This is a genomic window from Tardiphaga sp. P9-11 (assembly GCF_008329525.1).
GTDB lineage: Bacteria > Pseudomonadota > Alphaproteobacteria > Rhizobiales > Xanthobacteraceae > Tardiphaga.
The window spans coordinates 408,282-421,004 of record NZ_NPKQ01000001.1; the positions used below are offsets into that span (position 1 = coordinate 408,282).

Consider the following 12,723-nt stretch of genomic DNA (forward strand, 5'->3'; position numbering starts at 1 on the left):
CATCCCGAGGAGCATCCCAGAAGAACGCATCGATGAAGATGCAACTCCCGCACTAACAAAAATGACCCTCATCCTTCGAAACGCGTACTGCGCTGCTCAGGATGAGGGCCATTGTTCTGCTCGCCTATCAGGCCGACTTCTTCGGCTTGTCGTCGTCGACTTCCGTGAACTCGGCGTCGACCACGTCATCTTTCTCGGCATCGCGTTTGGCGTCAGCCTCGGCCTGCTGGGTGTACATCGCTTCGCCGAGCTTCATGGAAGCCTGCGCCAGCGTGTTGGTCTTGGCCTTGATGGCCTCAGCATCGTCACCCTTCAGAGCTTCCTTCAGGTCGCTCATGGCATCCTCAATCGCGCGGCGCTCGGGCTCACCGACCTTGTCACCATGCTCGCTGAGAGCCTTCTCGGTCGAGTGCACGAGAGCATCGCCGTGGTTCTTGGCGTCAACAGCCTCACGACGCTTCTTGTCGTCGGCTGCGTTGGCTTCGGCGTCCTTGACCATTTTCTGGATGTCGGACTCGGACAGACCGCCGGAAGCCTGGATTCGGATCTGCTGTTCCTTGTTGGTCGCCTTGTCCTTCGCCGACACGTTGACGATGCCGTTAGCGTCGATGTCGAAGGTCACCTCGACCTGCGGCATGCCGCGCGGTGCCGGCGGAATGCCCATCAGGTCGAACTGGCCGAGCGGCTTGTTGTCGGCCGCCATTTCGCGCTCACCTTGGAAAACCCGGATGGTAACGGCGTTCTGGTTGTCTTCGGCCGTCGAGAACACCTGGCTCTTCTTGGTCGGAATCGTGGTGTTGCGCTCGATGATGCGGGTGAACACACCACCCAGCGTCTCGATGCCCAGCGATAGCGGGGTCACGTCGAGCAGCAGCACGTCCTTGACGTCGCCCTGCAGCACACCGGCCTGAATGGCGGCGCCGATGGCTACGACTTCGTCCGGATTGACGCCCTTATGAGGCTCCTTGCCGAAGAACTGCTTCACGACTTCCTGGATCTTCGGCATACGGATCATGCCGCCGACCAGAACCACTTCGCCGATTTCACCAGCGGTGAGGCCGGCATCCTTGAGCGCCTTGCGGCAGGGCTCGATGGTCTTCTGCACGAGATCGTCGACCAGCGCTTCGAACTTGGCGCGGGTCAGCTTCAGCGTCAGATGCTTCGGACCGGAGGCATCCGCCGTGATGAATGGCAGGTTGATTTCGGTCTGGGTGGTGGACGACAGCTCGATCTTGGCCTTTTCAGCGGCTTCCTTCAGGCGCTGCAGAGCCAGCTTGTCGTTGCGCAGGTCGATGCCCTGCTCTTTCTTGAACTCGTCGGCGAGGTAGCCGACCAGACGCATGTCGAAGTCTTCACCGCCGAGGAACGTGTCGCCGTTGGTGGATTTCACTTCGAACACGCCGTCGCCGATCTCGAGGATCGAGACGTCGAAGGTGCCGCCGCCGAGATCGTACACCGCGATGGTGCCGGTCTTCGACTTGTCGAGGCCGTAAGCCAGCGCAGCCGCGGTCGGCTCGTTGATGATGCGCAGCACTTCGAGACCGGCGATCTTGCCGGCGTCCTTGGTGGCCTGACGCTGGGCGTCGTTGAAGTAGGCGGGCACGGTGATGACGGCCTGCTCGACCTTCTGGCCGAGATGAGCTTCCGCGGTCTCCTTCATCTTCTGCAACGTGAAGGCGGAAATCTGCGACGGCGAATAGGTCTTGCCATCGACTTCGACCCAAGCGTCGCCATTGCCACCCTTGGCAATCTTGTACGGGACAAGCTTCTTGTCCTTCTCGACGGTCGGATCGTCGTAGCGGCGGCCAATGAGGCGCTTCACCGCGAAAATGGTGCGCTCGGGATTGGTAACTGCCTGGCGCTTGGCCGGCTGGCCGACGAGGCGCTCGCCATCATCGGTAAAAGCCACAATGGACGGCGTCGTCCGCATGCCTTCTGCGTTCTCGATGACCTTCGGCGTTTTGCCGTCCATGACGGCAACGCACGAATTCGTCGTGCCGAGGTCGATACCGATGACCTTTCCCATGCTCTCATATCCTTTTTCTGCGGCAGGTTGGCTGGGCCCTGACGGCACCCCGCTCCCAACCCCCAAACATCAACTATTCGCGATATTGCGACGGTAGGCCTCATATAGGAGGGGGGGTGGTGGCCGCAAGGCATCTGGCACACTCCGGGCCCATGAAAACACGACCGATGCGCGAAATTAATATTTGGTGAAACAGACCTTTGGACCTTGTTTCTTCGATACGCGACGGATCGGCGCGGCCCCCGCCGGGAACAGATTTATGGCTTGATCTGTTGGCGGAACGGGGCAACCGTGAGCGCCGTTCGGCAGGGCTTGCGGCGGCCAAAGCCGGCGTCCCGCACCATCGAACAGCCTCAATGCAAACCCAGTAGATTTTTCATGAAACATGCTGCGCCCCTGTTCGCTTTGACCATGCTGACGGCCATTTCGGCCACCTTCAGCCCCGCTTTTGCGGCCGATCCTGTGTTTCCGCCGGGTGTTCGCGTGGGTCTGGCCCCGCTGGTCGGCCTCGTCCCGGCCAAGACCTTTACCGGCTTCGAGACCTCCGATCAGGGCGTGAAGGTGCTCATGACCGAACTGCCGGCTGCAGCCTTCAACGAGGTCGACACTGCGTTCAAGTCCAACCCGGCAGGCATGGCCGTAAAGCCGGAAAGCATCGAGACCACAGCCGGGAAAGCCTTCTACACGATCGAGAACGCCAAGGACGCCACCGGCAATGTCAGGCGCTATTCGATGATCGTGGGCGGCGGCGGGAATTTCTCCGGCTATGTGGCCGTGCAGGTCCCGGAAAACGCACAGAAGATCTACACCGACGACGCGGTGCGCCAGATGTTCTCGTCCATCGTGGTGCGCAAGGAGGTACCGCTCGACGAGCAGCTCGGCCTGATGCCGTTCAAGGTCGCTGAAATGAGCGACTTCAAGACTGTCCGCACGCTGGCGCCAGGTGCTGCGTTGCTCCTGGCCGACTCGAGCGACGAGAACAGCATCGAAACCAGTCCTTTCGTAGTGATCGGCAGTCTCGCTTCGGCGCCCGAAAAGGCCGAAGACCGTGGCCGCTTCGCCCAACAGGCCGCAGGCTCGATCCCTGGTCTGCGCGAGGGCCGCATCACCATGTCGGAGCCGCAGCGCATCGACGGCATGGCCGGCTGGGAGACCCGCATCGATGCCGTCAGCGGTAAGAACAACACGCCGGTCAGCGTCGTGCAGTGGCTGCGCTTCGGCGGCGGCAAGGTCACCATGCGTATTATTGCGAGCGCCCCGCGCGACGATTGGGCCAAGGCGTTTCCCCGCTTCCGCGCTGTGCGCGACGGTATCGAGCCGCGCTGATAAATGGAGCCGGGCCGGCTGACGGCCCGCTTTACGATCTCCTCGTGACCTGATTTGCTGGGACAATCCGGTACGGGGATTTCCACGATGCTCAACAGACGTCAGATTCTCGCGGGGTTGGGGACAATTGCCATGACCAGCGTAGCCCCCAAAAGTTTATCCGCCGCAGGCAAGGTGAGTCTCGATCGCACATCAGTATTGCTGGTGATCGATGTGCAGAACTGCTTCCTGCCCGGCGGCAGTCTCGCGGTGAAGGACGGCGACAAGGTCGTCCCGGTCATCAACGGCATCGCCAGGAAATTCGCAGACGTCGTAATGACGCAGGATTGGCACACGCCGGGCCATATTTCATTCGCGTCAAGCCATAGCGGCAAGAAGCCGTTTGAGACCACCGAGGTGAAGTACGGCAAGCAGGTATTGTGGCCGGATCACTGCGTGCAAGGCACTGAAGGAGCTGCGCTGTCGAAGGATCTCGCGATCCCGCATACCGAGTTGATCCTGCGCAAGGGCTTCAACAAGGAAGTCGACAGCTATTCGGCTTTCACCGAGGCCGACGGCAAGACCACCACCGGTCTCGCCGCCTATCTGAAAGCCCGCAAATTGCAGCGCATATTCATCGCCGGCCTCGCCACCGACTTCTGCGTCGCATGGTCGGCGCTCGATGCGCGAAAAGCAGGTTTCGATGTCTATGTGATCGAGGACGCCTGCCGCGGCATCGACACGCAGGGCTCGCTCGCTAAAGCCTGGGCCGACATGAACAAGGCCGGCGTGAAGCGGATTCAGTCGGGCGACCTGGCGGCTTGACCCGTACTCCCACTGTCATCGCCCGACCCAGTAATCACCGGCGCTCGCGATAGCTTACTGAGACCAGCGTGTACTGGATTACCCGCTTTCGCGGGTGATGACAGCCAGCGGCTCTGTTACTCCGACGTAGCCGGCGCAGCCTTGGCGCCGCCCTTCGAGACACCGACCAACGCCGGGCGCAGCACGCGCTCGCCGATGGTGTAACCGGCCTGCACGACCTGGACGACGGTGCCGGCAGGCACCGATGCATCGGGCACTTCGTACATCGCCTGCTGGAAGTTGGGGTCGAACTTCTCGCCCGATGGATCGAACTTTTTCACGCCGTTCTTTTCCAGCGTGTTGAGCAACGAACGTTCGGTGAGCTCGACGCCTTCGAGCAGCGCCTTCAGGCCCGGATCGGCCGCGGCCTTGGTATCGGCAGGCACGGCATCGAGGGCACGCTGCAGGCTGTCGGCGATATCGAGCACTTCGCGCGCGAAATTGGCGATCGCATAGGTGCGGCCATCGGCGATTTCCTTCTGGGTCCGCTTGCGCAGATTTTCCATCTCCGCCAGCGTGCGCAGCATCTTGTCGCGCGCGTCCGCGGCTTCCTTGGTCAGGGCCTCGACCGAATTCGGTTCCGGATCGTCGGGCATGATGTAGGGCTTGGACACCACCGGATCGGCGGCCGCTGCCGTCTTGTCCTGATTGTCGTTCTGCCCATTGGAATCAGTCATCACGCTGCCTTCTCAAAAACACGCCAAAATGGTGGGATTGCTGAGCGGGATATCGGGGTTTAGGCGCCGAAAATCAAGCGCAACCGGCCGGAATAGCAGGATCTGTAGCCAGCCCCGTCAACCGCCGAGCATGCGGCTGACGATACGGGCGGCATAATCCACCATCGGGATCACCCGCGCATAATTCAGCCGGGTCGGCCCGATCACGCCGAGAACCCCGACGATATGGCCGGCGCCATCGCTATAGGGTGCAATGATCGTGGACGAGCCTGACAGCGAGAACAGCTTGTTTTCCGAGCCGATGAAGATGCGCACGCCTTCGGCATTCTCGGCCCGGCCGAGAAGGTCGATTACCTCCCGCTTGGCTTCGAGATCGTCGAACAGGAGGCGAACGCGCTCAAGATCCTCCAGCGCATGGAGATCCTCGAGCAAATTGGCCTGGCCGCGCACGATCAGCTGACGATCATCCTTCTCGCCACCCGACCAGCTGGCAATACCGGCGGCAATCACCTTCTGGGTCAGCTGATCGAGCTCGATCTGGTTCTGGGTCAGCGCCGTTTCGAGCTCCAACCGGGCCTCGGCCAGCGTGCGGCCGCGAATCCGGGCGTTGAGGAAATTCGAGGCCTCGTTCAGGGCCGACGACGGCACGCCGGGCGGCAGGGTCAGCACCCGGTTCTCGACCTGGCCATCCTCGGCGACTAGCACGACGAGTGCCTTTTCGGGCTCCAGACGGACGAATTCGATGTGTTTCAGCCGCACATTGGACTTCGCAGTCAGAACCACCGCCGCCGCGCGGGTCAGCCCGGACAGCTGCGTCAGCGCCTCGCCAAGCGCAGCCTCCACCGTCTGCGAGCGCCCCACCGAAGACAGCTGCTGCTGGATCGACTGCCGCTCGGGCTCGGTGAGGTCACCGACCTGCATCAGGGCATCGACGAAGAACCGCAGTCCAAGTTCGGTCGGCAGCCGGCCGGCGGAGGTATGCGGCGCGTAAATCAGCCCAAGCTGCTCCAGATCCGACATGACGTTGCGGACCGAGGCCGGCGACAGCGGAACCGTGATTAGGCGCGAAATATTGCGCGAACCGACAGGTTCGCCGGTGGCGAGATAGCTCTCGACGATCTGCCGGAAAATCTCGCGCGATCGCTCATTGAGCTGGGCAAGCCCGGCATGCGGCGAAATCAGGCCGATCGGATCGTGGTGGGCCACAGGTCACTCCTTGAGGACCTAATCTGTCGCTCTGGAGGTCCGGATACAAGCACCATTGCGGTTGTGGAACCTGCCTTGCCCCTTCCCTGCCCTTGCCGCTGCGGTCTGTGCCCCCTAAAAGCACCGCGAACAGGCTTTCTCTGGACATTTGGAAGGATTTTCTCATGCGGCCAAGCCGTCGTGCGCCCGATGAACTGCGCGCCGTGTCGCTGGAACGCGGCGTGGTCAAATATGCCGAAGGCTCCTGCATGGTGAAATTCGGCGACACCCATGTGCTGGTGACCGCCACGCTGGAAGAGCGCCTGCCGCCATGGCTCAAGGGCCAGGGTCGCGGCTGGGTCACCGCCGAATACGGCATGCTGCCCCGCGCCACACTGGAACGCACCCGCCGCGAAGCCGCATCAGGCAAACAAGGTGGCCGTACCGTCGAGATCCAGCGCCTGATCGGCCGCTCGCTGCGCGCTGCCGTCGACCTCGAAGCGCTTGGCGAACGCCAGATCACCATCGACTGCGACGTCATCCAGGCTGACGGTGGCACCCGCACGGCCTCAATCACCGGCGCATGGGTTGCTCTGGCTGACTGCATCTCCTGGATGAAGACCCGCAACATGTTCAAGAACAACAGCGGCGACAAGGTGCTGCGCGACAATATCGCGGCGATTTCCTGCGGCATCTATCAGGGCACCCCGGTGCTCGATCTCGATTACGCGGAAGATTCCGAAGCCGACACCGACGCCAATTTCGTGATGACCGGCGACGGCCGCATCATCGAGGTGCAGGGAACTGCTGAGAAGACGCCGTTCACGCAGGACGAGTTCCTGAAGTTGATGGCGCTAGCTCAGAAGGGCGTCGGCCGTCTGGTCGAATTGCAGAAGATGGCGATCACCTGATTTCGCAATCACTCAAGCAGGCATAGACTCAGCATCATGCATCGTCGAATCACCGGGAAGCTCGTCATCGCCACCCACAATCCTGGCAAGCTTGCCGAGATGCGCGATCTGCTGGCTCCCTACGGCATCGAAGCAGTATCAGCCGGTGAGCTCGGGCTCGCCGAACCCGACGAGACCGGCGACACCTTCAAGGCCAATGCGGCGATCAAGGCAATTGCCGCGGCCAATGTCGCACAACTGCCGGCCTTCGCGGATGATTCAGGTCTGGTCGTCGATGCCCTCGATGGCGCGCCCGGCATTCTCTCGGCGCGCTGGGCCGGCGAGTCCAAGGACTTCACCGGCGCAATGACGCGCATCGAGCGTCTGTTGCAAGAGCGCGGCGCGACGACGCCTGACAAGCGCACCGCGCATTTCGTCTCGGCGCTATGCGTGGCCTGGCCCGACGGTCACCTCGAGGAAGTCGAAGCCCATGCCCATGGCACGCTGGTCTGGCCGCCGCGCGGCACTGCCGGCTTCGGCTACGATCCCAGCTTCTTGCCGGATGGTCACACCCGCACCTATGGCGAGATGACCGCGGTCGAAAAACATGGCCTGCCGCCACTCGGCGAGGGCCTGTCGCATCGCGCCAGGGCATTCGTGAAACTCGCGGAGATCTGCCTTGAAGCCCGCTAACGCACAACAGGACGCGTTCGGCGTCTATGTGCACTGGCCGTTCTGCCTGTCGAAGTGCCCGTATTGCGACTTCAACAGCCATGTCCGTCATCACGCCATCGATGAAGTGCGTTTCGCGCGCGCTTTTGCGCGCGAGATCGAAACCACGGCTGCCCGTACCCCGGGCCGCACGGTGACATCGATCTTTCTCGGCGGCGGCACACCGTCGCTGATGCAGCCGCAGACCGTCGGTGCGATCCTCGATTCGATCGGCAAATACTGGAATGTCGCCTCCGACGTCGAAGTATCACTGGAAGCGAATCCGACATCCGTCGATGCGACACGCTTTCACGGCTATCGCGAGGCCGGCGTCAACCGCGTCTCGCTCGGCGTGCAGGCACTCGACGATGCATCGCTGAAGTCGCTCGGACGTTTGCATACGGCGCGCGAGGCACTCGATGCCGTGGCCATCGCGCGCAGCGCGTTCGATCGGTATTCGTTTGATCTGATCTATGCACGCCCCGACCAGACCCCGCAGATGTGGACCGACGAACTCAAGCTCGCGATCTCGGAAGCCGCCGAACATCTGTCGCTGTATCAGCTGACAATCGAGGAAGGCACGCCGTTCTTCGGATTGCATGCTGCCGGCAAACTCAAGACGCCCGACGAAAGCCTTGCGCGTACGCTTTATGACGTGACGCAGGAAGTCTGCGCGCAACAGGGCCTGCCGTTCTACGAGATTTCCAACCATGCCCGCCCGGGCGCGGAGTGCAAACATAACCTCGTCTACTGGCGCGGCCAGGAATATGCCGGCATCGGCCCCGGCGCCCATGGCCGCCTCGACATCGACGGTGTCCGCCATGCCATCGCCACCGAGAAGCGCCCGGAAGCCTGGGTGATGCGCGTGGAGGACAACGGGCACGGCGTCACGTCGGACGAATTACTCAACAGCGAAGAACGCGCCGACGAATATCTCCTGATGGGTCTGCGCCTCGCCGAAGGTATCGATCCCGCGCGCTATCAGACGCTGTCCGGTCGTGCGCTCGATGAAAAGCGCATCGATATCTTGCGCGAAGAAGGCGCGATCGTCGTCGAAGCGAACGGCCGCTTGCGCGTGACGCAGGAAGGGTTTCCAGTGCTCGATGCAGTGGTTGCCGATCTGGCGGCGTAGGCGCTACGCCCCAAAACTCTTCGGCGAGCCCGCCACCGGCTGACCGCCACCTGATGCGACCTTCATCACGGCGAGCCCGCGATCGTTGCCGCCATCGCTGCGGAACCGGAACAGGCCGTCGATGCCGGCAAAGCCGGATGGATTGGTGAGCGTCTCGGGTGCAAAGCGCTGCCCGCCTTGGGTGCGCGCCAAAGCGGCGACCAGCGCGACGGCGTCGTAAGCAAGCGTCGCGGTACGCACGGGGTCGCCGCCATATTTCGCGCGATAACGGCCGGCGAAGGCACGGAACCCTGCAGGATCCGGTGCAGCGTAAAGCCCACCCTGTAGTGCAGCACTGTTGAAGACACGCGGATTGTCCCACAGACCCGTACCGAGCAATTGCACATTGCGCAGATTGGCGCCGGCCGCTGTCAATGCATCGGCTGTTGCGACCACCGCGTCACCATCGTCAGCAAGGAACAGCGCGTCGGCGCCGGTCAACGAGGCGGCGATGTTGCGCGCGGCGCTGGCGCGATCCGCACCGTAGCGCTCGAAGGCGACGATGCGGCCGCCCTTGCGCGCGACAGCCTGTTTGAAAGCTGCTTCGACGACATTGCCATAGGCATTTTCAGGCAGCATTGCGGCGAAGGAGCGCTTGCCCGTGCCCGCGGCGTAATCGACGATGCGATTGACGTCGGACTCGGGCAGAAAACTGAGCAGATACACGCCACGGCCGGCGACGCTCGAGTCTGTCGAGAAGGCGATTACCGGCACGTTGCGCGCGCGCGTCAGTTGCGCGGTCGCCGGCACCGAGAGTGCAAACAGTGGCCCGAGAATGATCTCGGAACCTTCATCGAGCGCCTGCTGGGCCGCCTGCTGCGCGCCTTGCGCACTGCCATTGTCATCCTTGATCAGCAGTTGAATGCTGGGATTCTGGAATTCGGCAAGCGCCATTTCGGCGGCGTTCTTCATCGACTGCGCGGCGACGCCGGCGTTGCCCGATGCCGACAATGGCAGGATCAGCCCCACTTTGGTGCCGCCGGTGCCGACGGCTTGCGGCTGCTGCGCCGGTCCCGCGGGAGGTCCCGATGGTGTGGCCGGTCCGGTGCCGAAGGCATTGGTCAGCGTCGACTGCACACCCGCGCAGGCCCCGAGCAGTGGCGCGCCGAGCAGCAGGCCGACAGCAGCCCGCCGCGTCGCACCCGGAGTCACACCTCGGGTTCCGGATTTGGAGTCGAACGGATCCGCCATCACTTCTCTTCTTTCGGCCGCATCACATCGGCCCGCTTCATCACCCACTATATAGTGTGAGGCGCGGATTCAGACATATTGTCGGCAAAAAGTTAACCAAAACAAAAGCTTTATGCTCGGCCATACCCCGTCACCCCTGCCGGATTAGCACGACGGGAATGAACCGCAGCCAAACGCCAGAAAAACGGCTGTCCCCCTTTGGCGCAATTCGCTCTACATTGTCGCCATGCGCGCAACACCCCTACCCTCATCACCCGCGGACGCCGCGGTGCCATCGCCCCGGACATTCACGGTCTCCGGCCATCTGCTCATGGCACCGAAAGCTGTTCCGGGGCTGCATCTTGTGGCAACGCCGATCGGCAATCTCGGCGATATCACCCTGCGTGCGCTGGAGACCCTCGCCGGGGTCGACATCATCGCCTGTGAAGACACCCGCATTACGCGCCGGCTGACCGAGCGCTACGGGATCTCCGGTACACTCAAGCAGTATCACGAGCACAATGCCGAACAGGCGCGGCCGAAGATTCTCGAAAAGCTGTCGCAGGGTGCGTCCATCGCGCTGGTGTCGGATGCTGGCACGCCGCTGATTTCCGATCCGGGCTTCAAACTGGTGCGGGAAGTGACCGCCGCAGGCTTCAATGTGATTTCGCTGCCGGGGCCGTCCTCTGTGCTGGCTGCGCTGGCCGTCTCTGCCCTGCCGACGGATCGTTTCTTCTTCGAGGGCTTCCTGCCGTCGCGGCAGATGGCACGGCGATCGCGGCTGACCGAGCTGGCAGCTATCGATGCCACGCTGGTGATGTTCGACTCCGGCAACCGAGTGCAGGACACGCTGGCCGACCTCGCAGACATCATGGGCAACCGCGATGCGGCGATCTGCCGTGAGCTCACCAAGATGCATGAAGAGGTCAATCGCGGGCCGATCGCCGATCTGGCCAGGGAAGCCGATGGGCTGGAGACCCGCGGTGAATTCGTGCTGGTGATCGGGCCACCGGCTGCCGATGCGCAGGCAATGACAGAAGACGATCTCGATGCGCTATTGCGCTCGTCGTTGCAGCGCGACAGCGTCAAGGATGCCGTGGCGCACGCGGTCGAATTGTCCGGACGGCCGCGCCGCGCCGTCTATGCCCGCGCACTGGAGCTGGCCAAGGAGATCAAGGGCGATGGCGAAGACTGACAAAGTCTCCGCACCGAAGCCCGCGGCCAGACCGGCTGCGCCGGAACGCCTCGCCGCGTTCAACACCGGCCTCTCTGCCGAAACCCGTGCCGCCGCTCTGTTGCTGGCCAAGGGCTACCGCATCCTGGCTCGCCGCTTTCGCACGCCCCATGGCGAGATCGATATCGTCGCCCGAAAGCGCAGCCTGATCGCCTTTGTCGAGGTGAAGGCCCGCGCCAGCCTGGACGAGGCCGCCTATGCGGTGACGCCGCGCCAGCAGGCCAGGATCATGGATGCCGCCCAGGGCTGGCTGATGGCGCATCCCGAACATGCAGAATTCGACCTGCGTTTTGATGTCGTGCTGATTGCGCCAAGACATTTGCCACGCCATCTGTTAGCGGCATTCGACGCCACTACCTGACTCCAATATCTTCCCGAGTTTTCGCCTTCCCGACCACAATTCCGGACCCCCAGCATGACCTTGAACGTCGCCGTCCAGATGGACCCCATTGCGCGCATCAATCACAAGGGCGATTCGACCTTCGCGATGTTGCTGGAAGCCCAGAAGCGCGGCCACAAACTGTCGTATTACACCCCGGACAAGCTCTCGCTGCGCGGCAATGACGTGGTAGCGGCGGTGCAGTCGCTGTCGGTACGCGATGTCGAAGGCGATTACTTCACCCTCGGCGAGTCCGTGCGCACCAACATGGAATCCTTCGACGTGGTATTGCTGCGCCAGGATCCGCCATTCGACCTTGCTTACATCACCTCGACGCATCTGCTCGAGCGCATTCATCCGAAGACGCTGGTGGTGAATGACCCGGCGTCCGTGCGCAACGCGCCGGAAAAGATTTTCGTGATGGGATTCTCAGATCTGATGCCACCGACGCTGATTTCGCGCGACAAGGACGAGATCAATGCATTTCGCGCCGAACACGGCGCCGTGGTGATGAAGCCGTTGCACGGCCATGGAGGCGCGGCAGTGTTCCGTGTGCTGCCGCAGGACATGAACTTCGGCTCGCTCTATGATCTGTTCTCCGTGACATTCAAGGAGCAGTGGGTGATCCAGCGCTTCCTTCCCGAAGTGAAACATGGCGACAAGCGTATCATCCTGATCGACGGCGAGTTTGCCGGCGCCGTGAACCGCGTGCCGGCCGAGGATGACCTGCGCTCCAACATGGTGCGCGGCGGCGCTGCCAAGGCCACCGAACTCTCGCCACGTGAACGCGAGATTTGTTCGCGCGTCGGACCGGCTCTGCGCGAGCTCGGCTTATTGTTTGTGGGCATCGACGTGATCGACGGCAATCTCACCGAGATCAACGTCACGTCCCCAACGGGCATTCGCGCTATCGCCAAGCTTGGCGGGCCCGATGTGGCCGCGCGGGTCTGGAACGTGATCGAAGCGAAGCGGAAGTAAACTTCCGCGCGCGTCATTCGCTGCGTTGCGTCAATCATTGACGCAGCAGTTTGAATTCCATTTTTAGCAATTCTCGGCCTGCTGCTTTTGCTTGCCAGTCATGGACGGCAAGCGCAGCATGCCGATGCACGCC

At 62.4% G+C, this 12,723-nt stretch carries 12 protein-coding genes; 8 read left to right on the top strand and 4 right to left on the bottom strand.

Going from position 1 to position 12,723, the window contains the following annotated elements:
- Positions 1–127 precede the first annotated feature (127 nt).
- Positions 128–2,026 (bottom strand): molecular chaperone DnaK, encoded by a 1,899-nt coding sequence (gene dnaK, locus CIW50_RS01895; protein WP_149529595.1) that lies wholly within the window; start codon positions 2,024–2,026, stop codon positions 128–130.
- Between the two features lie 378 nt (positions 2,027–2,404).
- Here dnaK and CIW50_RS01900 point away from each other — a divergent pair, with 378 nt between their 5' ends.
- Together CIW50_RS01900 and pncA are read left to right on the top strand one after the other, a co-directional pair.
- Complete coding sequence (locus CIW50_RS01900; RefSeq protein WP_502707342.1) at positions 2,405–3,352, top strand: hypothetical protein; 948 nt, start codon at positions 2,405–2,407, stop codon at positions 3,350–3,352.
- Positions 3,353–3,439: 87 nt separating this feature from the next.
- Positions 3,440–4,156: a bifunctional nicotinamidase/pyrazinamidase gene (gene pncA, locus CIW50_RS01905; RefSeq protein ID WP_149529596.1), complete on the top strand. Its 717-nt coding sequence runs from the start codon at positions 3,440–3,442 to the stop codon at positions 4,154–4,156.
- A gap of 116 nt (positions 4,157–4,272) precedes the next feature.
- Here pncA and grpE read toward each other — a convergent pair whose 3' ends face one another.
- Together grpE and hrcA are read right to left on the bottom strand one after the other, a co-directional pair.
- A complete protein-coding gene (grpE, locus tag CIW50_RS01910; protein WP_149529597.1) occupies positions 4,273–4,872 on the bottom strand; it encodes a nucleotide exchange factor GrpE in 600 nt (199 codons plus the stop codon).
- Between the two features lie 117 nt (positions 4,873–4,989).
- Complete coding sequence (hrcA, locus tag CIW50_RS01915) at positions 4,990–6,078, bottom strand: heat-inducible transcriptional repressor HrcA (protein WP_149529598.1); 1,089 nt, start codon at positions 6,076–6,078, stop codon at positions 4,990–4,992.
- A gap of 164 nt (positions 6,079–6,242) precedes the next feature.
- On the opposite strand from hrcA, the gene rph reads away from it, so the two are divergent.
- Genes rph through hemW form a run of 3 tightly spaced genes read left to right on the top strand, consistent with a single transcriptional unit; the run spans position 6,243 to position 8,790 of the window.
- Positions 6,243–6,968 carry a ribonuclease PH gene (gene rph / locus CIW50_RS01920; RefSeq protein WP_149529599.1) on the top strand — a complete coding sequence of 242 codons (726 nt, stop codon included), beginning with the start codon at positions 6,243–6,245 and terminating at the stop codon, positions 6,966–6,968.
- 36 nt (positions 6,969–7,004) lie between these two features.
- On the top strand, positions 7,005–7,640 hold the full coding sequence (rdgB, locus tag CIW50_RS01925; protein ID WP_149529600.1) for an RdgB/HAM1 family non-canonical purine NTP pyrophosphatase: 636 nt from the start codon (positions 7,005–7,007) through the stop codon (positions 7,638–7,640).
- Positions 7,627–8,790: a radical SAM family heme chaperone HemW gene (gene hemW, locus CIW50_RS01930; protein WP_149529601.1), complete on the top strand. Its 1,164-nt coding sequence runs from the start codon at positions 7,627–7,629 to the stop codon at positions 8,788–8,790. Before rdgB ends, hemW begins: the two co-directional genes overlap by 14 nt.
- Positions 8,791–8,793: 3 nt before the next feature.
- Here hemW and CIW50_RS01935 read toward each other — a convergent pair whose 3' ends face one another.
- Entirely contained in the window at positions 8,794–10,020 is a 1,227-nt protein-coding gene (locus CIW50_RS01935; protein ID WP_149529602.1) for a penicillin-binding protein activator, read from the bottom strand.
- A 226-nt stretch (positions 10,021–10,246) separates the two neighbouring features.
- Here CIW50_RS01935 and rsmI point away from each other — a divergent pair, with 226 nt between their 5' ends.
- From rsmI to gshB, 3 genes are read left to right on the top strand one after another with little or no spacing between them, the layout of a single operon-like run.
- The gene (gene rsmI, locus CIW50_RS01940; RefSeq protein ID WP_149529603.1) at positions 10,247–11,194 is read left to right on the top strand and encodes a 16S rRNA (cytidine(1402)-2'-O)-methyltransferase; all 948 of its coding nucleotides are present in this window, start codon (positions 10,247–10,249) and stop codon (positions 11,192–11,194) included.
- Positions 11,181–11,594, top strand: a complete 414-nt coding sequence (locus tag CIW50_RS01945; RefSeq protein ID WP_149529604.1) for a YraN family protein — start codon at positions 11,181–11,183, stop codon at positions 11,592–11,594. Before rsmI ends, CIW50_RS01945 begins: the two co-directional genes overlap by 14 nt.
- Positions 11,595–11,648: 54 nt before the next feature.
- The gene (gene gshB, locus CIW50_RS01950) at positions 11,649–12,590 is read left to right on the top strand and encodes a glutathione synthase (RefSeq protein WP_149529605.1); all 942 of its coding nucleotides are present in this window, start codon (positions 11,649–11,651) and stop codon (positions 12,588–12,590) included.
- Positions 12,591–12,723: the final 133 nt, after the last annotated feature.